The following is a 26,025-nucleotide window of genomic DNA, read 5'->3' on the forward strand; positions in this document are numbered from 1 at the left end:
CGGTGGGCCGTACATGCGGCGTGATTGCGGGACAGGAGGATGCCGTCTTCGGCGCGGGCGAGGGCATGGGCCGTGTCCCCGAGTCGCGCGGCCGCTCAGAAGGCGAACGCGGCGGCCAAGGGGGCCCGAAAGGCGGCCGACGCCGCGGACCAGGCCGGTATCGCCGCCGACAACGCGGCGAAGGCGGCGGGAGCCGCAGCCAGCGCGGGCCTGAACGCGGCCGCGGCGGCAGCCGCCGCGGCGGACGCCGGCCGCTGGGCGGGCCAGGCCGGCGCCAACAGCAACGAGGCGGCGGCCGCTGCCGCCCGGGCCAAGCGGCAGGCCGACCAGGCCACGCGTGCGGCGGGCGTCGCGGAGTCCAACGCCAAGCAGGCCGGCACGGCCGCCCGGCAGTCGCGCGACGCGGCCAACGACGCCGCCGCACACGCGGAAGCCGCGGCGATCGCGGCGAACAAGGCCGCGGACGAGGCGGGCAAGGCGGTCGACGCCGCCAAGGCGGCCACCGAGGCGGCGAACGAGGCCACGGCATCCGCCAACAACGCGCTGAAGGCCGCTCAACAGGCTTCGACCGTGGTGGAGTTGGCTCGTAAGGCGGACGCCGAACGGCTGGCCCAGCAGCAGGACGAGGCAGTTCTCGCGGCCGAGGAGGCCAGCCGGGCGCACGATGCCTCCGTGGCCGCCTCCGAGTGGGAGATCGGCCGGCTTCAGCAGATCAACTCCCAGACGCAGCAGCTGATCAGCGAGGCCGCGGCGGCGACCGACCCGGCGGTCACGGCCGCCAAGGGACGGCAGGCCGCGGTGAACCTGCTGACCACCGGCGGGACTTGGGTACGGGACGCGGCCGAGAACGCGCTGTCGGGCACCGACGCCGACGTGGCCGAGTTCGTGCGAAACACCCTCACGCTCGCCCTGGAACAGGACGACCGGGCCAGTGTCGGCCACATCGCGTCGACCACCACGATCCCCGCGCAGCAGCAGGCCGCCCTGGACGTGCTGGACAAGCCGATCGCCCAGGTGCGGGAGTGGCTGCGCACCCGCGCCTACCCGGGCAAGGCGGACGACGACCGGGTCGCCGTGGCCAAGATCTCGGCTGCGGGCGGTCCTGGGGTGAAGGCCGCCGCGAGCAAGGCGCTGAGCGGTACCGCGGCCGACCTGGCGGCGTTCCTGGACTCCGGTCAGTACAAGGCGCAGGAGGACGACGACCGCGTAGCCGTCACCCAGGCCCTCGCCACCGGAGGCCCGGAGGTCCAGGCCGCCGCGCAGGCCGCGCTGTCGGGACCGCCGTCCGCTCTGCGGCCCTTCCTCGAGGTCGGCGTCCACAAGGCGCGTCAGCGGGATGCCAACTCCGCCGCGCACATCGCCGAGGTCAGCACCCTGCTGCAGGCGGCCTACAGGTCGGCGACGCTCGCTCAGCGGGACGCGTCCCTGGCGCAGAAGGCCGCCGCGGACGCTCGTAAGAACGCCGCTGAGGCCACCGAGTGGGCCAACAAGGCGAAGAAGTCCCTGGACGAGGCCAACGCGTACGCCGAGCAGGCCGACAAGTCCGCGGACCAGGCCGCGACGTCCGCGGCACAGGCGGCCGAGTCCGCGAAAACAGCCAGGAACGCGGCGGCGGCAGCCCAGCAGGACGCGCGGTCGGCGGCCCGTTCGGCGGAACGCGCCCAGCATTCCGCCGCCGTCGCCGGTGACTACGCCTATCAGGCCGACGTCGCCGCGTACCAGGCCCAGGTCTCCGCCGAGGCCGCGGGCAAGGACTCGATCGCGGCGTCGAAGGCGGCGACGGAGGCCATGAAGGTCGCCGCCGACAAGCTCGTGGCGGAACTGAAGGCGCAGATCAAGGAGGAGGCCCAGCAGACCAGCAAGCCGTTGTCCGACGACGAGCTGCGCAGGGCTCTGGAGAAGCGGCTGATCGACTTCCGCGGGAACCCCTGGGAGAACGAGCCGCTGAAGCCGGGCGAGACGTATCTGGTCTGCGGAGCCGACGGCGCCGGCGGCATGGGCTGCATCACGAGCACCTATCTCGACCGCCTGATCATCTGGTACGTGGGAGCGGAGGAGATCGAGAAGTGCCTCACGGGCAAGTCGGTCAGATGCCTCGACGACCTGGCGCTGGCCGCGCTCAAGCTCAAGTTCCTCAAGAAGATGCCGTGCGGGAAGAAGAGCAGCTTCGTCCCGGGCACCCGAGTACTGCTGGGCGACGGCCGCACCAAGGCGATCGAGGACGTCCGCGCCGGCGACCGGGTACTGGCCACCGACCCGGAGACCGGGCGCACCCTGGTCGAGCCGGTCACGGCGACCATCACCAGCCGCGGCGACAAGCAGCTCGTGCGGGTCACGGTCCCGGAGAACGGTTCCGGCTCGACCGCAGCGGTGACCGCCACCGACAAGCACCAGTTCTGGGCCGACGGCACCACCGACGACTGGCGTGACGCGGCGGAACTCCGTCCCGGTACGCGGCTGAGGACGCCGACGGGCACGGAGGTGCCGGTCACCGGGGTGAAGTCCTGGGCGGTGAAGGACCAGCGCGTCCACAACCTGACCGTCGCCGAGCTGCACACGTACTACGTGCTGGCCGGTGCCACCCCGGTACTGGTCCACAACGACCGCTGCCCCAACGGCCGTCTCTCCGACAAGCTGCCCAAGGGGATGACCAACGAGGTCGCGAACGCGTACGACCTCTACAAGCAGGGCCAGCTCGTGTCGCACGATGTCTACAGGGGCCGGGAGTGGCCGAAGTGGGAGGACGCTCTCGAGTACGCGGTACCGGGCGCCGGGGACAACGAGAGAATCCTGGTCAAGACCCTTCCGAACGGTACCGAGATAATCGGGTGGACCACCACGCACTACAAGAAGATTCAGCGCTTCACCGCTCCGCATTTCCCCGACTGGGGCTGGACGAAGAAGTAGAAGTAGAAATTGAAGCGGTCGGTACATAGATGGTGACCGGTCGAAGCCGCGCGGCGTATCGTCGAGATCTGACGAACCTGCCGCGCGGCTTCGGCCTGTCCTGAACGAAACGGCTTTTCATGAGTGCCATTCTCTACCGGCTCGTCGACACCGAGTCCGGAGAAATCCTGCTGGCCGCCGAGGATCTCCGGGACTTCTTCGTGGGCCCCGACCAGGAGCCGCCGGACACGGTCACGTTCGTCCGAGTTCACCTGATCGGCTCGGCCGGACGCAAGACCGAGGCGGCAGAACTGCAGGTCGTGGACCGGCAGGGGGAGACGATCGGGAGGTACTACCTCGGGAGGGTGGCCGCCGCCTTCCGCGGGACGCCGACCGTGAGTGCCGACGACCACCCCGATCTCGGCTACTCCTTCTTCGGATACGCATGGGAGTTCCCCGAGGCGGGGGAGATCTGGAGGACATGGGCCGCGGGCGGACCCGCGGAGCCGGGAGAGTGGTACCGGAAACCGTCCGAATGGCACGAGAGCTGGCTGCATGTCGTGCAGACGGCCTGGTTCGACTCGGGAAAGAGGGCGACCCGGTACGGGAATTCCGGTACGGCGGTTCTCGACGGCGCCGGAATCACCACCAGATACGCTTTCTACTGCGCCTTGGGGGAAGCCGTCAACGGCCCCGGGGGATATTTCGGATCCAACCTCGACGCCCTTGACGACTGTCTCCGCAACACGCAGCGGGAGAACAATTCCGCATTTCGCCTCGTATGGCGAAATTCCTCGTCCTCCCGTGCGGGGCTGGGGGACGGGTTCGTCGACCAGGTCGTGTCCCTGTTCCAGGAACACGGTGTCGAGGTGACGGGGGACGAAAACGGCTAAATCCCCCGCGCTCATGCCCGGACGTTCGAACGTGGGGCTTGTCACGACCGCGAACCAACATCAAGCGGACTCGGATCTTCCCCAACATGTCAAAATTTGACAGTTCCGGGTTACAACCCTTGATGTGAGTCAGTAGTCCCTGAGTGTGGGTCATGAGGTTCTACGGTGTTCGCGGGTTTGCCGTGGCCGCCGCTGGGCAAGCGTCCGCCGTTCCACCACCGGCTGCACAGACGTTTTCGGGGGCATGGGCGGGGGGACGTGTGCGGGCTTTCCGATGGAGGAATCAGGTGTCGATGCAGGGCGCGGACAGTGGGCCGCCTACCGGCGGGCGGCTCGTGGGCGGGATGCAGAAGGTGATCCCCTCCCCGCGGCAGCCTCTCCCCGCCGCGACGACCGAGCAGTCACCCGGGCCCGCCGGGACGACGCAGAAGCCCACCCGGGCCTCCGCGAAGCACGCGGCCATCCCGGGGCGCGGCAACAGCCGGCTGTACGCCATCGACGGGCTCCGTCTGCTCGCCGCCCTCTTCGTGGCCTTCCACCACTACGCCGGCACCGCGCGGGTCAACGCGCCGGACAACGCGATCTGGGGCCGGTCCGTCTCCGAGATCATGCCGAACTGGTTCCGGTTCTCCGCGTACGGCTGGATCGGCGTCGAGATCTTCTTCGTGATCAGCGGCTTCGTGATCTGCATGTCCTGCTGGGGCCGCACCCCGCGCCAGTTCTTCACCTCCCGCGTGATCCGCCTCTACCCGGCGTACTGGTTCGGCATAGTCTTCACCTCCGCCGCCCTGATAGCCATGCCCGGTGTGTGGGAGCGTGGCCGCGCGCGCGAGGTGCTGCTCAACTTCACGATGCTCCAGTCCGGCTCCCGCGTCGGAAACGTCGACGGCGTGTACTGGACCCTCTGGTCCGAGATGCGCTTCTACCTCCTCTTCATGGTCCTCGTCGTCACCGGGCTGACGTACCGCAAGGTCGTGGTGTTCTGCTGCGTCTGGGGCGCCGCCTCGATGCTCGCCCCGGCCGCCGGGTTCGCGCCGGCGACGCTGATCATCAACCCCGAGGGCTCCTGGTACTTCATCGCGGGCCTCGCCCTCTACCTCATGCACCGCTTCGGCCAGGACCTGCTGCTGTGGGGCATCCTCGGCCTGTCGTGGATGATGGGCCAACTGGAGATCGGGCATCGCATCGACCACATCGAGCACGTCTCCAGCTGGCGCGGAAGCGTGCTGATCTTCACCGTCTTCCTGCTGTTCATGGTCGGCGTCGCCCTCGGCTACACCGACCGCATCCGCTGGAAGTGGCTGGTCACGGCGGGTGCGATGACCTACCCGTTCTATCTGATGCACTACTTCGTCGGTACGACGATCATCAACCGGCTCCGCGACACCATGGACGCCCGGCTCCTGGTCCTGTCCGTGATCGCCGGCTTCCTGGTGCTGAGCTGGCTGGTGCACAAGTACGTGGAAGCGCCCCTGGCGCGGCTGATGAAGCGAGGGCTGGACACGTCGTTCGCGCGCCTGCGCAACGCCTCGTCCACACCCTGACCGGCCGAACGCCTCCTGAGTCGAAACCCTGGGTCACCCTCCTGGCCCGGGGTTTCCTCGTTCCCCGTACAGTCCAACCCGCGTACATCTCAGGGGCGTTGACCCGCACCGGGTGCGGCAGCAGAATGAGCGCGCGTTCGTGAGAGCGCTCTCAAACCTGGCAGAGGAGACCCATGAACGGCAGCTCCGGAAGGCTCGGCGGGCCCGGCAAGTTCGACAGGCCGGACAGGACGGACGGGCCCGACAGGACCGACGGGTTCGACAGCCGCAGCCCGCTGGGCCCCGCGCTCAGCCGCCGTACGCTCCTCGGCGCCGCCGGCCTCGGCGCGGCGGCCCTCACGGCGGCGGCCTCGGGCACAGCGGCCGCCGCCGGCTCCGGCACCCGCACCGGGGCCGGCTCCAGCCGCTCCGCCCAGCGCCGCGCCCACGCCTTCCTCGCCGCCGCCATGGACGGCTACCCCGACCACGGCGACCTCCGTCTCACCCAGAGCTACACCGACCAGGCGAACCTGTTCAGCACGGCGTTCACCTACGACAACGCCCTGGCGATCCTCGCCCACCTCACCGCCCGCACCGAGGACGGCCGCCGCCGGGCCGTCGCCCTCGGGGACGCCCTGCTGTACGCGCAGAACCACGACCCGGTGTACGACGACGGCAGGCTCAGGCAGGCCTACAACGTCGGGCCGTACGTCTTCTTCGACGGCGTCGCGCAGCCCGACGGGTTCGTACGGGCCGACGGGACCGCCAACGTCGGCACCCAGTTCGGGTTCACCGGCACCGCCGTGGGCGACATGGCCTGGGCCGGTATCGCGCTCGCCACCCTGGCCCGCCGGACCGGCAAGCGCCGCTTCCTCGACGGCGCCGTACGGATCGGCAACTGGATCGAGGTGAACGGCGGCACGGACCAGCCCCTGGGCGGCTACAAGTTCGGCGTCGACGGCGCCGACACGAAACTGCCGTTCAGCTCGACCGAGCACAACACCGACCTGGTCGCCCTCTTCGGACAGCTCGCCCAGCTCACCGGGGACCCGGTGTGGCGCGGGCGGCGGGCGAAGGCGCGGGCGTTCGTCGAGAAGATGTGGGAGCCCACCGCCGGCTTCTTCTACACGGGCACCAACGACGGCGTGACCGTCAACAAGTTCCCCATCCCCGAGGACACCCAGACCTGGACCCACCTCGCCCTCAACTCCCGCCGATACAACGGCTCATTGGACTGGGCAGCCACCCAACTGGCCGTCCTCGACCGGTCCGACCGCACCAACAGCACAGTCCCCGCAGGCCAGTCGTACGAGGGAGTCACCTTCAGCTCCGCGAGCCTGCTGGCGAACGAGGACGCGCCCATCGCCGAGTTCCAGCCCAGGCCGGACCGCAACGGCGTCTGGTTCGAGGGGACCGCGCACCTCGCCCTCGCCCTCCGGGACCGCGCCGGACACGGCGACGAGGCACGCGCCCACCGGCTGGTCGCCTCCATCGAGCGGGCCCAGGAACTCCTCGCCACCGGCCAGACCGTCGGCACCCGGACCCTGCCCGAACGCGCCGGGGTCGTCTCGGCGAGCAGCCCCCTCGACACGGGCTTCGGCTTCGGCTACTACCCGTACCGCCACACGGGCGCGACCGCCTGGTACCTGCTGGCGGCGACCCGCACGAACCCCCTGCGGGCCTAGGGTCTGTCCCTAGCTGTTACCTCCGAACAACCTGAACGCGCCCTGGAACAACGGGGTTTCACCCCGGGCCGTGCCGCGCATCCGCAGTGCGTAGCTCACCAGGGCGTGGTTCAGCATGTACAGCCGGTGCTCCTCCTGGCCGCCCTCCGACAGCCGGTCGACGACCCAGGCCAGGGGAGCCGCACCGCCGTACGCCTCCCGGGGTTCGAACAGGAGGTGCGAGGCGCCGATCTCCCCCAGCACGTTCAGTGTGTACGCGAACGGGTACGGGCGGTTGATCCGGTCGTCGTCCGTGCGGTCGAGGTCGGGGAAGCCGTCCACCAGCCGGTCCAGGGTGTCCGCCCCGATCAGGTCCATGCGGCCGGTGAGCATCGCCGTCTGGATGATGTACGCGTACGAGATGCCGTTGAGGAAGTAGTTCGCCCCGGGATCGATGTGCCGCCACTGGCCCACGATGTCCTCGACCAGCGCGTCCAGATCCGGGACCTGCTCGTCGAGCCGGCCGAGGTTGTGCAGGGCCACGATGTAGTAGAGGCCCATGTGGGTGCGCTCGACCGGGGTGATCCGGGCCAGCAGCTCTCTGGCCTGCGCCAGCCGGTCCCGGCCGTAGGTCAGGTACTCCTCGGGCCGGCCGCTCAGGGCGATGGCGTTGAGCATCGTCAGGAGCGGATAGATCTCCGTGAAGCTCTCCGACATGGGCTGCGGAAAGGCGGGCGGCAGGTTCAACTCGTCAGCCCGGTCGAGGTAGTCGAGGACCTCCTTGATGTGGTCCCGGCCCTCGCCGTGGATCGCGCGTCCGTGCCCGAGCAGTGCCACCACCGACAGCAGCATCGCCCCGCCGCGCCCCCGGAAGAAGGGCGCCGGGATCTTCTCCAGCAGCTCCAGGGCCTCCCGGACGTGGTTGCGCCGCCCGATCACCAGCCGGTCCCCGAGCCCGAGTTGGCCGATCGCGAGGAACACGGCGGTGGACGCGGACAGCTTCTCGTAGTGGCCGTGCCGGCCCGCGTTCTCGTCCTTGATCCGGTCCGGCTCGATCGTGTCGACGACGGCCAGCATCTCGGCGGGGAAGTCGATGCCGGTCGCCGAGTTCACCAACAGGCCCTTGTCCAGGCCCAGTTTGGCGACCGCGTCCATCAGAACGCACCCGGCCATGATCCGGAAGTAGGGGTTCTCCTCCGCCCGGACGGCGTCGAGGACCGGCCCGAGCCGCCGCTCCAGGTCGGCACTGCGCAACGGGCGGCCCGGATCGACGACGTCGAGGACGAAGTCCGAGAGCAGCCGGGAGAACCGGGTGTACGCGCCGCGCTCGACGCCCTTGGCGGCCAGCAGAGCGAACGCCTGCCGGATCCGGGCGGCGCCCTGGGCGTCGTACGGGATCGGGTACTGGCCGAGCCCGATCCCGCGCACCATCCGCGACCACGGCGTGGCCATCACCCGGGTCTCGTTCGACAGATGACGCAGGCCGTCCACGGGAACGGGGAAGAGGGGAAGGGAAGTTGAGGTCATGAAAGAGGTGTCCTCCGTTCGGTGATCAGTGATGTGCCGGGCGGTACGGCAGCGGCGGCACCCGGAGTCCCAGGAACTCGGTCCGTGTCCCTTCCAGCATTTCCAGCGCCCAGTTCAGCCACTTGACGCCCTCGCAGTAGATGGCGACCGGGCGGCGCTGGGTCCGGTAGGTGTCCAGGAGGGTGCCGTCCAGCTCCTGCTGGAAGTGGAAGGGCGGCATCGCCGTGAAGTGCTGGCCCATCATGAAGACGAACCGGATCAGCCAGTACGGGTCGTCCCGCAGGAACGGCGAGTCGGGGTCGTCGAGGCCGAGGGCCGCCGTCATCACGGGCGCGAACCAGTCCTCCATGCCCTCGGGTGAGTCGGGGTCGACCGTGCCGCCGCCCGCGACCACATCCCGTACCCGGTAGGCGAGTTGGTAGGGGTTCCCGTCCAGGAAGGCGATGTCGACGCGCGGAGTCGTGCCCTCTTCGACCGCCACGTTCATCGTGAACTGCTCGAAGTGGATCTCGTCGTAGTGGCCGATGGAGTTGTGCCAGGGCTTGTTGTCGTACATCGCGTCGTCGCGCGTGTCCCGGCCCTCGCCCTTGAAGCCGATCGCGCGCGGGTCGAGGAACTTGACGCCCAGCGCCTCGGCGGTGATCGCGTCGAGAGCCGCCCGTACCTGCCCCTCGCCCGCCCCGGACTCGATCAACCGCTGGGCGTGCAGCAGGGGTTCACTGTTGGTGATCTTGATGTTCTCGGTGTTCGTGTCGCCCATGACGAGCGAGTGGAAGGCGGGCTCGAGAACCTCCAGGAACTCGGGCGCCGACCGGAAACGCTCCAGCAGGGCACCGGAGTTGAGATAAGAGACGCCGTTGACGACGATCCGCTCGGTGTCCAGCAGCGCGGGGTTGAAGGTGCGCGGTGCCGTGCGGCGGCACAGGGCGAGCCGGTCCTCGATCTTCCGGAAGTACGAGATGTCGAGTGTCTCGCCGGGCGCGGCGACTCGTCCGACGCTGTGCACGTCCTCGTGCAGCACCCGGATGATCTGCTCGTAGAGACGGGCGACCACGGCCGGCGGCGGAGTGTGCTTCTCGATGAACCGGCTGACCTCGTCCCCGGCCACATAGCTCATCTCGTAGATGACCTCACGCCCGACCGAGTCACCGACGGGGACCTCGCGTTCGAGGACGTCGTACACCTCGGGGAAGTAGTCGCTCACCGGGGCGGGCAGGGACTGGAGGAACTCGGCCTGCTTGGCGGCCTTCGCGAACGGCGGGAGCATCACACCGTCGCCGTCCGGGTGCCAGTGGGCGGTCGTCAGGGCCTCGCTGAGGATCTTGCGGACCGTGATCCGCTCCTCGCCCGCCTTCCTCACGAAGATCGTCATGGACTCGCTGCCACCCTTGCCGAAGTTGACGATCGCCTCGTCGATGTGGGTGTAGGCGTAGACGGTGCTGGACAGGAGGCGGCGGCTGCGGGCGTTGTGCAGGACGCGCTCGTTCTCCTCGGTGAGCGCGAGGACGCAGGCCGACTCGAGGTCGTCCAGGGCCGGGTTGAGCCGCTTGCGCCACGACTCGGCGGGCTCGGTGATCCGGACGAGATGGGCGTCGAACCGTCCGGCGTCCACGCCCGCGAGACCGGGCTCCAGGTCCGAACCGAGCGCCAGCAACTGGCAGTTGCCGTTGAGGTGGATCCGCCGTACGGCACCGTCCAGCGCGCCGGCCACGAGCACCGCCCGGGTCGCGTCCTGAAGGTCCCTGCGGGACTGCGCGGGCACGCCCTCCGGCGAGACGAGCGGGATCTCGGCCTCGGTGAGCCGATCCAGCACCCGCTCGATCTCCTCGCCCTGCGCACGCGCCTCGTACAGCTCGTACAGGACGACCGCGTCGGCGGGCGTCAGCGAACCGGCGACGGCCAGCGCGGTCAGCCAGCCGAGCGGGTCGCCGCCCTCGAGATAGTGGTCGCTCTGGGCGAACAGACCGGGCCTGTGCTGCACCAACGCGTCGAACAGCAGGTACTGGTAGACGACCCGGTGCCCGATCCGGGGGACGGTGTCGGCGTCGAGCCCGCCGATCCGGTCACGGTTCCGGGCGCGACGCAGCCCTTCGAGCAGCTGGTTGTACGTCTGGAGTGCCGTCGGCTGGGTGTCGAGGAGCAGCCGGGTGCGGCGGGCCATGGTGTCGGCGTCGACGCCCGCCAGCCCGTCGAAGTGGAAGACGAGCACCTCGGGCCGGTCGGTGTCGACCGTCCGCGTACTGGCCCGCCCGTCCTGGTCGAGCACCTTCAGCTCGACGGCGGCCCGGCCCAGCAGCGCGGGATCCTCGTGCGCCGCCCGGGTGATCCGCTTCTTCAGCCGAGCCTTGACGACGAGTTCGCCCCGGCCGACGGCGATGTGCTCCCGGTGACTTCGCGTGTGCTGGAAGGTTTCCAGGAGCGTGTAGAACGCCGCCGACCCCTCCCGGGCGGGGCGCAGCATCTCCGCGGTGATGACCCGGCCGAGGGTGCGCGAGAAGTAGTCGTCGCAGAACTCACTCCGCTCGGCGAGCCGGAACAGCTCACGCAGAACGTCGTACGACGACGCCCGATGCTCCCGCCGCTCGTACGACGGCTCGTGCGACCGCTTGTACGACTCGGCGGCCCCCTGGCCGTTCGCCCGCTCGTCCGCCGAGTAGAGCCGCTCGAGCGCCGCCATGAGCGAGTCCACGACGGTCACGGCCCGGAGGAACGTTTCGGTGTCCTCCTCGCTGCCCGTGTACGCCATCACCGGGGCGGCGAAGCCGTTGTCCTTCAGCAGCTGTACGGACTTGTCGCCCGGGCCCAGTTCCAGGACCACGTCCGTGTCGAGGCCGCCGAGGATCTCGCAGGTGTCCCGGGACGCCATGACCTGGTCGGTCATGGCGAGCACCCCGCGCCGGACGCCGGCCGCGGTGGTGAGGAGGGACGCGTCGTGGTTCGAGACGACGGGGACGCGGGGTTCCTCGAAACGGATGTGGTTGACGTCGAGGAAACGTTCCAGCGCGTGCCGGGCGGGCCGCATCCGGGAGGAGTGGGCCAGAAAGACGGTCGGGTCCTTCAGCTCCTCGGTGGCGATGTGCGGATACGCGGCCATGAACCGGTCGAAGCCCGCCTTGACGCCGGTACGGACGTACAGATTGGCCTGCGTCGGCGAGTACGCCTTGTGCAGCTCGACGTCCCGGGCCGGGTACGACCCCCGGATCTCGTCGAGCACGGCGGCGAGCGCGTCGGGGGTCCCGGCACGCACCGCCAGCACATGGGACGGCTCGGGGACGAGGGGCGTACGGCGCACGGACTCCGGGAGGTACCAGGCGATGGCCCGGGCGAAGGGCCCGCCGCCGTACGAGGTGTCCGCGCCGCCGGTCGGGTCCCCGGGGTTCGCAGGACTGGCCGGGGCGGCCGGGTCGGCGGGGGCGGCGCCGGCCGCCAGCAGCATCAGCGGTGTGAACGCCTGCGCGATCTTGACCCCGTCGAACACCGACAGGGAGCCGCTCGCCACGGCCGCCGCCAGGATGCCGAAGCTCTCGCCGGTGTAGGCGACGAGCCCTACGGGCGTGCCGCGCTCGTCGATCCGGTCCCGCAGGAAGGCGTCCAGCGCCAGGCTGTGCACCAGCAGGGCCGCGCCGATGAACCCCTGTCGTTCGAGTGTGCCGACGGGCAGGTTCTCGGCGGTCAGCAGCAGCCGTTCGGGCCGGCCGGGCACGCCCAGGGCGCGGGCGGCCTCCTCGTAGAGAGCGGTGATCTCGGGGACGCCGGCGTCGAGCAGGCTCCGGCCGAGGTTCTGGTAGGCGGCGCGGCTGCCGAGGCCGGGGAAGAAACCGGCGACGCGGACACGGTCCCTGGTGCGGACGTCTTCTACGGGGGCGGTCGCGGTGATGGCCGGGTTCGGGGCGGTACGGGTCATGGACCGGGACACGGATCTCGCCTTCTCTTTTCGGGCGTCACGCGCTCGCCTTTGGGCGCGAAAAGTGAGGGGAATTTCGGCTTGCCAATAAATTCTGACCCCCCTGCAGGACCGCCTACAACGCTTGCCGGTTCAAGCTTCTACAGGTCTTTTCAAGTGATGTCAGAGGAACGTCAGAGAAGTGTCATGTCTGCTGGTCAGGGCTCTGTGTCTCGGAAAGAAAAATGAGGCAGGGCTGGGAACCATAACGGATCCCGGCCCCGCCTCATTCAAATGCGAATTCGAATTCGAGAATGTTTCCGATTCGAGGATGTTTCCGAAAGAATTCTTCTACTGAACGCCGGCTTCCACGTTCTCCGCCCGGCGCGCGACACCCGGAGCGGTCGCCCGCGAGACCGAGGGCGCACCGCCCAGCGAGCCCGCCACCGCGACCCCGAGCCCGGCGACGGCGAGCGCCGCGCCGACCCACAGCGGGGAGACGAAGCCGTACCCGGCGGCGAGGGTGAGGCCGCCGATCCAGGCGCCGAGCGCGTTGCCGACGTTGAAGGCGGCGATGTTGGCGCCGGAGGCCATGGTGGGCGCGTCCGAGGCGTACTTCATGGCGCGCGCCTGGAGACCGGGCGCCGCGGAGAGGCCGATGGCGCCCATCAGCAGCAGGGCGACGATCGTGGCGATCTTGTTCTCGGCGGTGAGGGCGAACAGGGCCATGACGACGGCGAGTCCGGCCATGGCGCCGATCAGGGCCTTGTTCAGGGACTTGTCGGCCGCCTTGCCGCCGAAGAAGTTGCCGATGAACGTGCCCGCGCCGAACAGGACGAGCAGCCACGGCACCGCACTGTCGGAGAACCCGCTGACCTCGGTGAGCGTGAACGCGATGTAGGTGTAGCCGCCGATGACACCGCCGAAGGCGAGGATGCTCAGCGCGATGGAGACCCACACCTGACCGCGCCGGAACACGGCGAGCTCGGTACGCAGGTCGGTCGGCGCGGACGCGCTGCTCTGCGGAACCAGGGCCTGGATGCCGGCCAGGGTGACGAAGCCGAGGATCGTGATCGCCCAGAAGGTGGAGCGCCAGCCGAGCTGCTGGCCCAGGAAGGTGCCGAGCGGCACGCCGAGCACATTGGCGGCCGTCAGTCCGCCGAACATGAGGGCGATGGCGCTGCCCTTCTTGTTCTCGGCGACCATGTCGGAGGCGACGACGGCGCCGACGCTGAAGAAGGCGCCGTGGCAGAGGGCGGCGACGACCCGGCCGACCATGAGCAGCGAGTAGGTCGGGGCGACGGCGGAGATCAGGTTGCCGACGATGAACAGGGTCATCAGGCCGACGAGGACCTTCTTGCGGTCGAAGCGGGCGATCGCGGCGGTGAGCCCGAGGGCGCCGATCGCGACGCTCAGCGCGTAGCCGGAGACCAGGTACCCGGCCGCGGACTCGGAGACGTCGAAGTCGTCTGCCACCTCGGGCAGCAGTCCTACGATCCCGAACTCCGTGAGGCCGATACCGAAGCCCCCCAGAGCCAGGGCGATAAGCCCGACAGGCATGAGAAAAACCCTCCGTTGCGATGAAGCGAAGCTCGAACGCATCGAAGTATCGCAGAACCTCGATATGAACTGTCAACCCCGCCCCTGGGAGCCTCCGTTGCTGGTGGGAGGCGTGTCACCGGCGCCGGGGGAGCCCCGTCGCAGGTCAGAGCCCACCCGGCGATCGGGTGACGTATCGCTTATCATCGATGAATAATCGCTTGTCCCGCACCGGTCCTACGCCCGTCTCGGAAGGCTCATGACGACTCACGACATGCCCACGACGGGCGATCTCGCCCCGCTGATGGAGCCCCTCAAGGCGCTCGCCAACCCCGTGCGCCTGCAGGTGCTGCAGTGGCTGCGCGACCCGGAGGACCACTTCCCGGTCCAGCCGGAGATCACCGACCCGCGCCGGGTCGGTGTCTGCGTCAGCCACATCCAGGCCAAGACCGGGCTCGCCCAGTCCACCGTCTCCGCCTACATGGCCACGCTCGAGCGCGCCGGACTGGTCCGCTCCACCCGCGTCGGCAAGTGGACGCACTACCGGCGCGACGAGGAGCGCATCGCCTGGCTCGTCGAGGAACTGCGCGGCGGCGTCGGCAACGCGGAGGGCCTGGACCTCCTGGAAACCGTCTCCTAGACCGGGTCCCGGAGCTGCTCGGCCGCCTCTCCGACCGTCTCCGGCGGCACTGTCGTGCGCAGTCGGGGGAGTATCCCCGGTGCCGCCAGCCCGGACAGGACCAGACGCCACAGCGCTGATATCCGGCTGGGCAGGTCCTGCCGGTTGCTGTACGCCTGGGACATCACCTGGAGTCCGGTGAACGCGCCGACGACCGTCGACGCGACCTCCGGAATGTCCGTGCCCGGCAGCAACTCGCCCTGCTTGTCGGCCTGCTGGAGCAGATCCTCGATCACCGTGATGGCCTGGTTGTACGGGGTCTGGGCGGGCGGCGCGAAGGACGACTGCTCCACCGCCAGCCGTACGCTCGCCCGCAGCACGGTGTCGTACTGGAGCCGCTGGGCGAACCCCAGGGTCAGATCGATGACGCACTGGAGCTTCATCGGCTGGTCCGGCACCACCAGGGCCTCGCCCTGCGCCTCCAGCAGCGCGGTGGCGATCGCTTCCTTGGAGGGGAAGTGGTGATAGAGGGCGCCCCGGGTGAGGCCCGCTCGCGCGAGGATCTCGTTCGTGCTCGCCGCGTCGTACCCGCGCTCTCCGAACACGCCCGCCGCGGCCTCCAGGATCGAGCGTTTCGACCTGATGCCTCGCTCCTGCTGGGCCATCCCCGGTCCTCGCATCCCAAGATCGGAAAAAATACAGACAGGTCTGCATTGTATGCGGCCCGATTGCAGTGGGGAATGCGGGACTCCGTTTCAAGTCATGGTCACGACGGCGTCGGATGGCCATGGGGATGTCCCTGCGGAAGTCCATAAGGCGAGCTCAGGGATGTCCGAGGCGGAACCCGACCCCGCGCACCGTGACGATCCAGTTGCTGGAGCCCAGTTTGCCGCGAAGGCTGCTGACGTGGGTGTCGATCGTGCGTCCCCGGTGCGACCAGTCGTCGTCCCAGACCTGACTCATCAACTGCCGCCGGGACAGGGTGGTGTCGGGCTGTGAGGCCAGCAGATGAAGCAGGTCGAACTCCTTGGGCGTCAGGTCCACCCGTCTTCCCTCCAGCAGGAGTTCGCGGATACGGGTGTCGATGCGCAGCGGCCCGTACGTGATGACCTGCTGGCGCGTCGACGCCGGGCGCGGCCGGGCCCGGCGCATCACCGCCTCCATCCGGGCCAGCAACTCCCGGAACCCGTACGGCTTCACGACGTAGTCGTCCGAGCCGGCCTGGAGTCCGAGTACGCGGTCCAGTTCGGCTCCGCGCGTGGTCACGGTGATGATCGGTACGTCGCCCACCGCCCGGATCCGCCGGCACACCTCCAGACCGTCCAGGTCGGGCAGGTCCAGGTCGAGCAGGACCAGGTCGACACTGTGGTGGGCCTGGAGCGCGAGGGCCGCGGTGGGCACGCTCCGGGCGAGATGGCCGTGCCGGCGCAGTTCCTGGACCAGTGTGTCCGCGGCCTGCGTCTCGCTCTCCACGACGAGCACCCTCAACGCGTCCTGCCGCTCCTGCTGCTCCTGGCGCGGCCTGTCCGAATCCACGACCTGCTGATTCATCGTTGCCCTCCTGAGGCACGCCACGGCGAACTGGTGAGCGGGTACCGCCAAGGACGGTAACAGGCAAGTCGGTCTGTTTGTCAACGCGTTATGGATGGCCCCTACATTCGTCGCCCTCGAGACGCGAGCCCTTCCCTAAGGCTCACGAAAAGGTTTAATTCCCAGCAAATCCCCCCTTCCTTCCTCGCGCAGCCTCGACTTCCGTGCGGCGGTGAGTATGAGAAGTGAACGTAACGCGCGCGTAAACCAAGCACGTCCGCATGTCTTTAGCAAGCTTTTACTGTTGAAACCGACCGCCCTGTCTGTATCTTGATGGCTGTACGCGTTCATCAGGGACGGGGGGTCCTGACGCGCGGTCCGGCATCTCCCCTGTCCACAAACAGACAGGAGTGCCGAGGATGCCGAGTCCGACCCGAGTGCCCGGGACCGACACCGCCTCGACCGACAGCACCACGCCGACCGGTTCACTGCTCACCACCACGGTTCCCCGCGGCTATGTCCACCGTGCCGCCGTGGCGGAGGTGTTCCTCACCGGCTGGGAGGCCGCCCCGACCGCACCGGCCGCCCCCTCCGCGTCGGACCCCGCGGAACCCGGCCCCGTGGCCTCCGACTCCTTCGTCGTCAGCGCCCAGTGGCCGCGCGGCCACGCCCTCTTCGCGCCCGCCCACGGCCACCAGGACCCGCTGCTCCTGCTGGAGTCGATCCGGCAGGCCGGCACCCTGCTGTCGCACGCGGAGTACGGGGTCCCGTTCGGCCACCAGTTCCTGATGTGGAGCCTGTCCTTCGCTGCGACCCCGGCCGCCCTCACCACGGGAGTCACCCCGACCGACGTCGAACTGCACACAACGTGCCACGACATCGTCCGCCGGGGCCGCACCATCTCGGGCATGCGCTACGACGTCTCCGTCCGGCGCGACGGAGTGCCGGTGGCCACCGGCGGTGCGAGCTTCGGCGTCACCAGCCCCGCCGTACACCGCCGGTTGCGCGCGGGCCGGCCCACCACGGTGGACCGCGCCCTGCCGTCGCCGGTCGACCCGGCCGAGGTCGGGCACACGGACCCGGGCAACGTGCTGCTCGCCGCCCCCGCCAGGGCCGGGGAGCGCGGCGCGGGGAACCGCTGGGCGAACAGATGGGAACTCCGGGTCGACACCGGTCACCCCATCCTCTTCGACCACCCGGTGGACCACATCCCCGGCATGCTCCTCATCGAGGCGGCACGGCAGGCGGCCCGCGCGGCGACCGGCCGCCCCGACGCGCTCCTCCTCGGCCTCGACAGCAGCTTCGCCCGGTACGCCGAACTCGACGCCCCCTGCTGGATCGAGGCCAGGGTCGCCCGCCCCGACTCCTACGGCGCGGGCCCGGCCCAGGACCTGCGCGTCCACGTCCTCGCGACCCAACAGGGCGAACGCGTCTTCGCCGCTGACCTGGTACTGCGCGACCCGGCGGCCTGAACGGGCCCTGCGCGGACAGATGTTCGGCAAGCCCGACTCACTGGCATGAGTTCCGGGCCGCTGGGTAGCGTGCACTGGTGGTGGGCGCTGCGGACGTGGCTGGAGTCGGGCTCCGACCGCAAGCCGTAGGGTGTTATGCAGAAGAGACGTACTTAATGCGTACTTAATACATCCTTACTGTAAACAGATAGCATCCGACCGCGATGGTTGACGTCGGCGGCCGGAACGAGGTGGGCTGGTGGGTGGCATGGCGGTGGAGCCGCGCATCGCGGTGGCCGTGGTGACCATGGGAAACCGGCCCGTCGCGCTGAACGCGCTGCTGGAGTCGATCGCCAAGCAGGACCTCGCCCCCGACCGCATCGTGCTCGTCGGCAACGGCTGTCCGCTGCCCGAACTCCCCGGTCTCTCCGGCGAGGTCACCACCATCGAGGTCGACGAGAACCTCGGCTGTCCGGGCGGCCGCAATGTGGCCCTGGCCCGGCTGCGGGAGTTCGGCGACATCGACGTGGTGGTCGACCTCGACGACGACGGCCTGCTCATCGACCCCGATGTACTCACCCGCGTACGGGACTTGTACGCCGCCGACCCCCGGCTCGGCATCGTCGGCTTCCGCATCGCCGACGAGAACGGCGTGACCCAGCGGCGGCATGTTCCCCGGCCCGGCGCGGGCGACCCGATGCTCGGCGGATACGTCACCCAGTTCCTCGGCGGCGGCCACGCCCTGCGCATGGCGATGCTCGACGAGACCGGCGACTGGCCCGCCGCCTTCTTCTTCGCCCACGAGGAGACCGACCTCGCCTGGCGGGCCGTCGACGCCGGCTGGAAGATCCTCTACGAACCGCGTCTCCTGCTGCGCCACCCCAGCACCTCGCCCGCGCGGCACGCCATCTACCACCGGGTCACCGCCCGCAACCGGGTCTGGCTGGTCCGCCGCAGACTGCCCCTGCCGCTGATCCCGGTGCACCTGGCCGTATGGATCGCGATCACCGTGTTGCGCGCCCGCTCCGCAGGAGCACTACGGGCCTGGTTCGCAGGCTTCGCAGAGGGCCTACGAGAACCGGCGGGCGAACGCCGCCCGATGAGCTGGCGCACGGTATGGAACCTGACCCGCCTGGGCCGCCCACCCATCCTCTGAACCGGCCCCCACCCTGTCCCGCCGCTCCAACCCGGCCGCACGAACCCGGGCGCAGGCCGCCCACACCAGGCGCCGACCACACGAACCGGGCGCCGGTCCCGGCAACCATGCGCCGGCCGCGCGAACCGGGCGTCGGCGCGCGCACCAGACGCCGACCACACGAACCAGACGCCGACCCCACGAACCGGGCGCCGGTCGCGGCAACCATGCGCCGGCCGCACGAACCCGGGCGCAGGCCGTCCACACCAGGCGCCGACCCCACGAACCGGGCGCCGACCGCACGAACCGGGCGTCGACCGCACGAACCGGGCGCCGGCCGCGCGAACCGGGCGTCGGCGCGCGCACCAGGCGCCGACCATGCGCGCCAGGCGCCGGTCGCGCGAACATGCGCCGGTCGCGCGCACCAGGCGTCGGCCACGTCAGCCACAGCAACCCCGAGTCGCCCACTCCGACCCCGGCCTACCCGCGAGCCTCGGCGGCCGCCCGCAGGGCCGGTCCCGGCGCCATCCCGCGCTGCCCGCACCGCATCCGCGCCCGGACCTCCGTACGACGTCCCCTGGTTGGGGACCCACGTACGGAGACCTTCCTACGGCACCCGCCCCTCGCCACCCCCGGTCCGCCCGCAAGCCCCGTCACGTCACCTCCCCCGCCCCCCAACACCCCTCACTTCGCATCGGCATAGCACTCCACCACCGCCGTGCTGAACGGAAACCGCACCGGTGTCTCGCCGAACGTCAGGCGGCCCGCCAGTTCCGCCGCCTCCCGGATCGCCGCCACGACCGTCTCCGCCTCCTCCTCGGGACAGTGCACGATCACCTCGTCGTGCTGGAAGAAGACCAGCTCGGCCGCCATCCCCGCACAGGACCGGCGCAGCGCGGCGAGCAGCAGCAGGGTCCAGTCGGCGGCGCTGCCCTGGACCACGAAGTTGCGCGCGAAGCGGCCCCGGGCGCGGGAGTTGGAGGAGGCGTACCCCGGCACCCACTCCTGCGCTCCCGCGCCTCCCGATGCCCCGCCCGGATCGACGCCCCCTTCGTCCTCCGACAGCGGGATCCCGGCCTCCTCCGCCGAATCGTCGCCGGCCCGCACCGCAGGGGGACACGTACGCCCCAGCCACGTCCGCACAAGCCGCCCCTCCTCTCCCGCGCGCGCGGCCTCGTCCACGTACGACACCGCCTTCGGGAACCGGCGTCTGAGCGCGGCAAGGTTCTTGAGGCCGTCGCCGGAGGTCTGTCCGTACACCGCGCCCAGCACGGCGATCTTGGCCTGGTCCCGGTCGCCGGAGAACGCGCGGTCGGAGACCGACTGGTAGAGGTCGCTCTCCCGCCCCGCGACCTCCATCAGCCCGGGGTCGCGCGAGATGGCGGCGAGGACCCTCGGCTCCATCTGGTCGGCGTCGGCGACGACGAGCCGCCACCCGGGGTCGGCGACCACGGCCCGCCGGATCACCTTGGGGATCTGCAGCCCGCCCCCGCCGTTGGTGACCCAGCGCCCGGTGACCGTCCCGCCCGCGAGGAACTCCGGCCTGAACCGCCCGTCCCGCACCCAGTCCTGGAGCCAGGACCAGCCGTGCGCGACCCAGATCCGGTACAGCTTCTTGTACTCGACCAGAGGCTTCACCGCCGGATGGTCGATGCTCTCGATCTCCCATCTCCGCGTAGACCGCACCTTGATCCCGGCCTGCGCGAAGGCCTTGACGACATCGGCGGGCAGATCGGGCCGCACCCGGCGCCCGAACGCCGCCGACACCTCGTCCGCCAGTTCGGCGAGCCGCCGGGGTTCACCACCGCCCGCGTACCGCTCGCCCAGCAGTTCGTGGAGCACCTCACGATGGACGTCCGCGCGCCACGGCAGCCCCGCCGCGTTCATCTCGGCGGCCACCAGCATCCCCGCCGACTCGGCTGCCGTCAGCAGCCGCATCCGGTCCGGGTGCGCGGTCGCGTCGTGCCGACGCTGCTGGTCGGCGTACACCGCCAGCAGGTCGGCCAGGGGCACGTGCACCGGACCCGGCTCGAAGAGCGGCGACTGCGCGCCCGGTTCGGCGGACCGCTGCGGCGGATCCGGCGGTACGGGACCACCGCGCAGCCGGGCGAGGGCCGCCGCCGCGGACCGGGGCTCGCCGAGCCGCCCCTCGTGCCCGAGCAGCAGCGTCTCGGCGTCCTCGATGTCGTAGCACCGCTCGACTCGCACCCCCGTGGCGAGCAGTCGCGGATAGACCTCGGGGGTGGACCGCCACACCCACCGCGTGACCTCGGGCCGGCCCCGGACCGCCGCCCCGAGATCCCCCTCCCGGCGCACCGGCCCGGCGGGCAGCCCGTCCGGACCGAGGGGGGCGATCTCCACGCCGCCGTCCTCGGCCGGAGCGAGCGCCCACCGCTCTGCCGTCTCCGCCACGCCTGCCATTCCACGAGTGTGGCAGGAGGGTCTGACAACGACCCTGACCAGCGCTTTCAGCGTTTTCTCAGCCCTCCTCGGAGGTCACCTCGATCTTGGCGAGGGCCGCGCTGATGTATTCCTCGGCGGCCGGCTTGCTGAGGCCGAGGCCGGACAGGAGCCCCCCGCCGTTCTCGAACTCCAGCAGGGCGAGCAGGACATGCTCGGTGCCGACGTAGTTGTGGCCCAGGCGCAGGGCCTCGCGGAAGGTGAGTTCGAGGGTTTTCTTCGCGTCGCTGTCGAAGGGGATGAGGGCGGGAACGCTCTCGGCGGGCGACGGGAGCCCGGCGGTCGCGGCCTCCCGCACGGCGTCCAGCGAGACGCCCTGCGCGGTGATCGCCTTCGCCCCGATCCCCTCCGCCTCGGCGACGAGACCCAGGACCAGGTGCTCGACGCGGATCTGGTCGTTGCCCGCGGACTTGGCCTCCTCCTGGGAGCTCACCACCACCTGCCTGGCCCGTGGCGTGAAGCGGTTGAAGCCCTGGCTGGGGTCGAGGTCCGACTCGCCCTTCGGCACGAACCGCTTCTGCGCGGCCTGCCGGGTGACGCCCATGCTCCTGCCGATGTCGGTCCAGGAGGCACCGGATCGCCGTGCCTGGTCCACGAAGTGGCCGATCAGATGATCCGCCACCTCCCCGAGGTGATCAGCGGCGAGCACCGCGTCCTGCAGTTGCTCGAGAGCGTCGGTGTGGACTTTCTTGATGGCCTCGATGAGGTCGTCGAGGCGTACGGAGGCCCTTACGGGCTGATCGCTCGTCATGTGTCAACCCTAGGTTGGCAGTCCTTGGAGTGTCAACCCGAAGTTGACAGTGGAGTCGGCGGGCATGGCACGATCGACACGTGACCAGCAGCCCGCCCAGCACCGCCGTCGAACAGGCCTTCAAGGCCGCCCTGTACGCCGACACGGACACCACCCTCGACACGGGCGCGTCCCTGCTCGCCGCCGACCCGGCCGCCGACGCCGAACTCGCCCGGCGTGGCGAGGAGTTCGTCGCCTCGGCCTGGCGAAGGGGCTGGCAGCCGGCCGACGTCGTACGCCTCGTACGACGCGAGCTGGACGACGTACACGTGCGCCTCGTCTCCGCGCTGATCACCGCCCAGGCGCCGAACGACCGGCCCCGGGGCCCGCGCTGGACGGACCAGCTGACGGACCTCGCCGCCACCCCCGCCCCACCGCGCACGGACCGCTTCACGCACGCGACGACGGTTCTCGAGCTGTACCGCCTGCTGCTGACCCTGCCGACGCTGGAGTCCCTGGACGAGCAGCCGGCCGGGCCGGGGGAGGGTTCCCGGCAGGCGGTCCGCCCGGAGTCCCGCATGCTGCCGCGTATCCGCGCGCTGCTGGCGAAGGCGGAGGCGACCGGGTTTCCCGAGGAGGCGGAGGCGCTGAGCGCGAAGGCGCAGGAGCTGATGGCCCGGCACAGCATCGACGAGGCCCTGCTCGCGGCCGACGCCCCGGCACCCGACGCCCCACGCGCGTGCCGCCTGGGCGTGGACGCCCCGTACGAGGAGGCGAAGGCGGTCCTGCTGCACGCGGTGGCCGAGGCGAACCGCTGCCGAGCGGTGTGGAACGAGGCTCTCGGCTTCTCCACGGTGGTGGGCTTCGAGCCCGACCTGGAGACGGTGGAACTCCTCTACACGTCCCTGCTCGTCCAGGCCACGACGGCGATGACCAGGGCGGAGGCGGCCCAGCGGGCCAAGGGCCGCAAGCGGACGAAGACCTTCCGTCAGTCCTTCCTGGCCGCCTACGCGCACAAGACGGGCGCCCGCCTGGCCGCGGCGGCGGCAGCGGAAACGGCGGAGGCGGCGGCGACACGGACCACGACCGCCCTGCTCCCGGTCCTGGCCACCCGGGACCTGGCGGTCACCGCCCATCTCGACCAGATGTTCCCCACGACCACCACGACCCGCCTGCGGGGCGTCACGGACGAGGCGGGCTGGACGGAGGGCACAGCGGCGGCCGACCGGGCGGCCCTGCACGCCCGCCCCCGCCTCCCGGACGCCTGACGCGCACGGCCTGCCCCACGAAATCAGAGCCTCAGGACCTCGGGGCTCCAGGACCTCGGAGCTTCAGGACCTCGGGGCCTCAGGACCCCAGCCCCGCCGTCGGCAACCCCGACGGTAGCTGCCCACCCTCCGCCTTCGTGTACGTCTCCGTACCGAGGGCGCTCTCCCAGGTGATCTTCATCGACGTCTTGTCGAGGGAGTCGACCATCCCCTCGGCCCGGTCCTTGGACTTGTCCGAGCAGGTCAGATGGATCATCTGCATCCCCGCCTCCTGGCCCGCCGTACCGCTGCACACGGTCCCCCCGGTGGCGAACACCCCGGCCTTGGTCCCGGTGATCACCAGCGCCACGGCATGACCCTTGCTGGTGGTCAGCCAGCTGCCCGCCAACGAGTTGTCCGCGGTGGTCGTACCGCTGCCGCCCCCGGTGTCCGCGGTCGCTCCGGAGGAGGGCGACGAGGTGTCCGAGCCGGGAGTTTTCGCCCCCTCGTCGGAGCCCCCGTCACCACTGCACCCGGCGAGCAGCACCACGGCGGCCACTCCGGCCGCCGAGACCGCACCAGCCCTGCGCGCCAGCACACGCGCGTACGTCACCGAAGTCACCGGAAGCTCCCAAGCAGTAGTCGTTACGACCGCACGACACGACCGCAGCAAGCTACCAGGAGGACTTGCGCACCCCCGGAAGGAACCCCGCGTGCGCCTGCTCCCGCAGGCTCACCCGGGACAGGCCGAACGCCCGGAAGTATCCGCGGGGACGTCCGTCCACCTGGTCGCGGTTGCGCACGCGCGTGGCGCTCGCGTCGCGCGGCTGCCGTTCCAGCTCCCGCCGGGCCGCCGCCCGTTCCGCCTCCGTCGAGGCGGGCTGCCGGATGACCTCCTTCAGCTCGGCCCGTCGCTGCGCGTACCGCGCGACGATCTCCTGCCGCTTCTCGTTCTTGGCGATCTTGCTCTTCTTTGCCATGGCGTTCGCTCCTCCTCAGACCTTGACCCCACGGGCCCGGATCCGGGCCACCGCCGCCTCGACCCCGATCGTGTCGACGGTCTTGATCCCCTTCGTGCTCAGCCGCAGCCGCACATACCGGCCCTCGGTCGGCAGCCAGTAGCGCTTCGACTGGATGTTCGGGTTGAAGCGACGTGACGTACGCCGATGGGAGTGACTGATGTTGTTGCCGAAGCCCGGCTGGGCGCCGGTCAGCATGCAGTGGGCGGACAAGGTGACGCACCTCTCTCGGTCAAGCTATGCAAATGGAAGTCGTTTTCAGTAAGATACCAGCATGGCTCGCAACGAACTCCGGCCGGTCATCAAGCTCCGGTCCACGGCCGGGACCGGCTTCACCTACGTCACCCGCAAGAACCGCCGCAACGACCCGGACCGTATGACCCTGCGCAAGTACGACCCGGTCGTGGGCCGTCACGTCGACTTCCGAGAGGAGCGCTGATCAGCCGCCATGCGTGAAGGAATCCACCCGGCGTACGGGCCCGTCGTCTTCCGCGACCGGGCCGCGAACCACGCCTTCCTCACCAAGTCCACGATGACCAGCGAGAAGACGATCGACTGGGAGGACGGCAACACCTACCCCGTCGTCGACGTCGAGATCTCGAACATCAGCCACCCCTTCTACACCGGCACGGCCCGCGTCCTGGACACGGCCGGCCGCGTGGAGCGCTTCGAGCGCCGGTACGGCAAGACGACTAGCAGGGACTGAGGAAACACACGTGCAGGTGCATGAGCATGAGCTCTCCGTGGCGATCGTCGGCGGACTGCACGCCGACGCCCGCAAGGCGGCCGTCGCGCGGCTGCTCGCCGACGTGCCCGGCAGCGTCGTACTCCACCACGACCTCGCCACAGCCGCGGCCGGCACGGTCGTGCGGACGGTCAGCGACACCACCGGCATCCTCTCCGCGGGCGAGGCGCCCCTGGTCAACGACTGCGCGTGCTGTGCCCTGCGCGAGGACCTCGTCCCCGAGCTGAAGCGACTGGCGGACGCCGGGCGGACCCCGCTGGCGATCGTCGAGCTGTGGGACTCCGTCGAGCCCAAGGCGATGGCCGAGGTGGTGACGGCCGGCGGCCTCACGGTCACCGGCGTCATCACCGCCGTGGACCCCGCGCTGCTGCTGCCCTACCTCGGCAACGGCGACGACCTGGCCGAACGCGGCCTCGCCGCCGCGGCCACCGACCAGCGCACGGTCGCGGACACCTTCGCCCGCCAGCTGGAGTACGCCACCGTCCTCGCCCTCGTCGACTCCCCGGACGCCGACGACGAGGACCGCGAGCTGCTTGCGCAGCTCCACCCGACAGCCCGCCAAGTCCCCGTCACGGGCGGCCACCCGGGGGACTTGGCGGGCGCGGCCGACGGGTCCGGAGAGCAGCCGGCGCCGCTCTCGCCCCTCGCCTCCGCCGCCTTCGCCGGATTCGACGTCGAGGCCGCCGCCGCTGCCCAGCACCCGGCGTGCGCACTGCTGCCGGCCGAGGCCGACGCGCACGGCGTGTCGACCTTCGTGTGGCACCGGCGCCGCCCCTTCCACCCGGAGCGGCTGTACGAGGCGCTGGAGGACCTGACCTGTGCCGCCGCGCGCAGCCGTGGCCGGTTCTGGCTCGCCGACCACCCCGACACGCTGCTCCACTGGGACGCGGCGGGCGGCGCGCTGTGCGTGGAGAGCGCGGGCCCCTGGCTCGCCTCGCTCCCGGACGCGGCCTGGGACATGGTCGAGCCCGTGCGCCGGGCCGCCGCCGCCCTCGACTGGCACCCCGAGCACGGGGACTGCTGCCAGCACCTGGTGTTCACCTCGCCCGGCCTCGACCGCGACGGACTCGAACAGCTCCTGGAGTCCTGCCTGCTCACCGACGCCGAGTACGCCGGCGGACGCACCGCCTGGAAACGCCTGCCGCCCGCCTTCGACACCCTCCTGGAGGTCTGA

The 26,025-nt window shown here is 70.4% G+C and carries 21 protein-coding genes; 11 read left to right on the forward strand and 10 right to left on the reverse strand.

Annotated features, from left to right (window positions below; translation table 11 throughout):
• Nucleotides 1-72 precede the first annotated feature (72 nt).
• The 4 genes from ABZ855_RS37430 to ABZ855_RS37445 all read left to right on the forward strand — a co-directional run bounded on the left by ABZ855_RS37430 (nt 73) and on the right by ABZ855_RS37445 (nt 6,987).
• Nucleotides 73-2,907: a polymorphic toxin-type HINT domain-containing protein gene (locus ABZ855_RS37430; RefSeq protein ID WP_360814658.1), complete on the forward strand. Its 2,835-nt coding sequence runs from the start codon at nt 73-75 to the stop codon at nt 2,905-2,907.
• A 119-nt stretch (nt 2,908-3,026) separates the two neighbouring features.
• Nucleotides 3,027-3,779, forward strand: coding sequence for a barstar family protein (locus ABZ855_RS37435; RefSeq protein WP_360814660.1), 753 nt, complete (start codon nt 3,027-3,029; stop codon nt 3,777-3,779).
• A gap of 287 nt (nt 3,780-4,066) precedes the next feature.
• The gene (locus ABZ855_RS37440) at nt 4,067-5,323 is read left to right on the forward strand and encodes an acyltransferase (protein WP_360814662.1); all 1,257 of its coding nucleotides are present in this window, start codon (nt 4,067-4,069) and stop codon (nt 5,321-5,323) included.
• A 173-nt stretch (nt 5,324-5,496) separates the two neighbouring features.
• The gene (locus ABZ855_RS37445; RefSeq protein WP_360814664.1) at nt 5,497-6,987 is read left to right on the forward strand and encodes a Tat pathway signal sequence domain protein; all 1,491 of its coding nucleotides are present in this window, start codon (nt 5,497-5,499) and stop codon (nt 6,985-6,987) included.
• 9 nt (nt 6,988-6,996) lie between these two features.
• Here the strand turns inward: ABZ855_RS37445 and ABZ855_RS37450 are convergent, their stop codons facing one another.
• From ABZ855_RS37450 to ABZ855_RS37460, 3 genes are all read right to left on the reverse strand, one after another.
• Complete coding sequence (locus ABZ855_RS37450; protein ID WP_360814667.1) at nt 6,997-8,493, reverse strand: hypothetical protein; 1,497 nt, start codon at nt 8,491-8,493, stop codon at nt 6,997-6,999.
• A gap of 25 nt (nt 8,494-8,518) precedes the next feature.
• On the reverse strand, nt 8,519-12,409 hold the full coding sequence (locus ABZ855_RS37455; protein ID WP_360814670.1) for an ACP S-malonyltransferase: 3,891 nt from the start codon (nt 12,407-12,409) through the stop codon (nt 8,519-8,521).
• A 318-nt stretch (nt 12,410-12,727) separates the two neighbouring features.
• Nucleotides 12,728-13,936, reverse strand: coding sequence for an MFS transporter (locus ABZ855_RS37460; RefSeq protein WP_360814673.1), 1,209 nt, complete (start codon nt 13,934-13,936; stop codon nt 12,728-12,730).
• Nucleotides 13,937-14,174: 238 nt separating this feature from the next.
• Between ABZ855_RS37460 and ABZ855_RS37465 the strand changes: the two genes are divergently transcribed.
• On the forward strand, nt 14,175-14,555 hold the full coding sequence (locus ABZ855_RS37465; protein WP_360814676.1) for a metalloregulator ArsR/SmtB family transcription factor: 381 nt from the start codon (nt 14,175-14,177) through the stop codon (nt 14,553-14,555).
• On the opposite strand, the gene ABZ855_RS37470 is transcribed toward ABZ855_RS37465, so the two are convergent.
• Together ABZ855_RS37470 and ABZ855_RS37475 are read right to left on the reverse strand one after the other, a co-directional pair.
• Entirely contained in the window at nt 14,552-15,199 is a 648-nt protein-coding gene (locus ABZ855_RS37470; RefSeq protein ID WP_360814679.1) for a ScbR family autoregulator-binding transcription factor, read from the reverse strand. The genes ABZ855_RS37465 and ABZ855_RS37470 overlap by 4 nt on opposite strands.
• Nucleotides 15,200-15,356: 157 nt before the next feature.
• Nucleotides 15,357-16,085, reverse strand: coding sequence for a response regulator transcription factor (locus ABZ855_RS37475; RefSeq protein WP_360814682.1), 729 nt, complete (start codon nt 16,083-16,085; stop codon nt 15,357-15,359).
• Nucleotides 16,086-16,483: 398 nt separating this feature from the next.
• On the opposite strand from ABZ855_RS37475, the gene ABZ855_RS37480 reads away from it, so the two are divergent.
• Together ABZ855_RS37480 and ABZ855_RS37485 are read left to right on the forward strand one after the other, a co-directional pair.
• The gene (locus ABZ855_RS37480) at nt 16,484-17,536 is read left to right on the forward strand and encodes a ScbA/BarX family gamma-butyrolactone biosynthesis protein (protein WP_360814685.1); all 1,053 of its coding nucleotides are present in this window, start codon (nt 16,484-16,486) and stop codon (nt 17,534-17,536) included.
• Nucleotides 17,537-17,783: 247 nt separating this feature from the next.
• A complete protein-coding gene (locus tag ABZ855_RS37485) occupies nt 17,784-18,671 on the forward strand; it encodes a glycosyltransferase (protein ID WP_360814688.1) in 888 nt (295 codons plus the stop codon).
• Between the two features lie 663 nt (nt 18,672-19,334).
• Here ABZ855_RS37485 and ABZ855_RS37490 read toward each other — a convergent pair.
• A complete protein-coding gene (locus tag ABZ855_RS37490) occupies nt 19,335-21,071 on the reverse strand; it encodes a bifunctional 3'-5' exonuclease/DNA polymerase (RefSeq protein ID WP_360814691.1) in 1,737 nt (578 codons plus the stop codon).
• Between the two features lie 58 nt (nt 21,072-21,129).
• On the reverse strand, nt 21,130-21,861 hold the full coding sequence (locus tag ABZ855_RS37495) for a Clp protease N-terminal domain-containing protein (protein ID WP_360814693.1): 732 nt from the start codon (nt 21,859-21,861) through the stop codon (nt 21,130-21,132).
• Between the two features lie 80 nt (nt 21,862-21,941).
• Here ABZ855_RS37495 and ABZ855_RS37500 point away from each other — a divergent pair, with 80 nt between their 5' ends.
• Nucleotides 21,942-23,108 carry a DUF2786 domain-containing protein gene (locus tag ABZ855_RS37500; RefSeq protein WP_360814696.1) on the forward strand — a complete coding sequence of 389 codons (1,167 nt, stop codon included), beginning with the start codon at nt 21,942-21,944 and terminating at the stop codon, nt 23,106-23,108.
• Between the two features lie 79 nt (nt 23,109-23,187).
• On the opposite strand, the gene ABZ855_RS37505 is transcribed toward ABZ855_RS37500, so the two are convergent.
• Genes ABZ855_RS37505 through rpmB form a run of 3 tightly spaced genes read right to left on the reverse strand, consistent with a single transcriptional unit; the run spans nt 23,188 to nt 24,319 of the window.
• Nucleotides 23,188-23,709, reverse strand: a complete 522-nt coding sequence (locus tag ABZ855_RS37505; RefSeq protein ID WP_360814699.1) for a hypothetical protein — start codon at nt 23,707-23,709, stop codon at nt 23,188-23,190.
• Nucleotides 23,710-23,761: 52 nt separating this feature from the next.
• The gene (rpsN, locus tag ABZ855_RS37510) at nt 23,762-24,067 is read right to left on the reverse strand and encodes a 30S ribosomal protein S14 (protein ID WP_360814702.1); all 306 of its coding nucleotides are present in this window, start codon (nt 24,065-24,067) and stop codon (nt 23,762-23,764) included.
• Nucleotides 24,068-24,082: 15 nt separating this feature from the next.
• A complete protein-coding gene (gene rpmB, locus ABZ855_RS37515; protein WP_360814705.1) occupies nt 24,083-24,319 on the reverse strand; it encodes a 50S ribosomal protein L28 in 237 nt (78 codons plus the stop codon).
• Nucleotides 24,320-24,380: 61 nt separating this feature from the next.
• Here rpmB and rpmG point away from each other — a divergent pair, with 61 nt between their 5' ends.
• Genes rpmG through ABZ855_RS37530 form a run of 3 tightly spaced genes read left to right on the forward strand, consistent with a single transcriptional unit; the run spans nt 24,381 to nt 26,025 of the window.
• Nucleotides 24,381-24,545, forward strand: coding sequence for a 50S ribosomal protein L33 (gene rpmG, locus ABZ855_RS37520; protein WP_019753828.1), 165 nt, complete (start codon nt 24,381-24,383; stop codon nt 24,543-24,545).
• A 9-nt stretch (nt 24,546-24,554) separates the two neighbouring features.
• Nucleotides 24,555-24,812, forward strand: a complete 258-nt coding sequence (locus ABZ855_RS37525; protein WP_319210216.1) for a type B 50S ribosomal protein L31 — start codon at nt 24,555-24,557, stop codon at nt 24,810-24,812.
• A gap of 10 nt (nt 24,813-24,822) precedes the next feature.
• Nucleotides 24,823-26,025, forward strand: a complete 1,203-nt coding sequence (locus ABZ855_RS37530) for a GTP-binding protein (RefSeq protein WP_360814710.1) — start codon at nt 24,823-24,825, stop codon at nt 26,023-26,025.

This window comes from Streptomyces sp. NPDC047042, from assembly GCF_040644035.1.
In the GTDB taxonomy this organism is placed as follows: Bacteria; Actinomycetota; Actinomycetes; order Streptomycetales; family Streptomycetaceae; genus Streptomyces.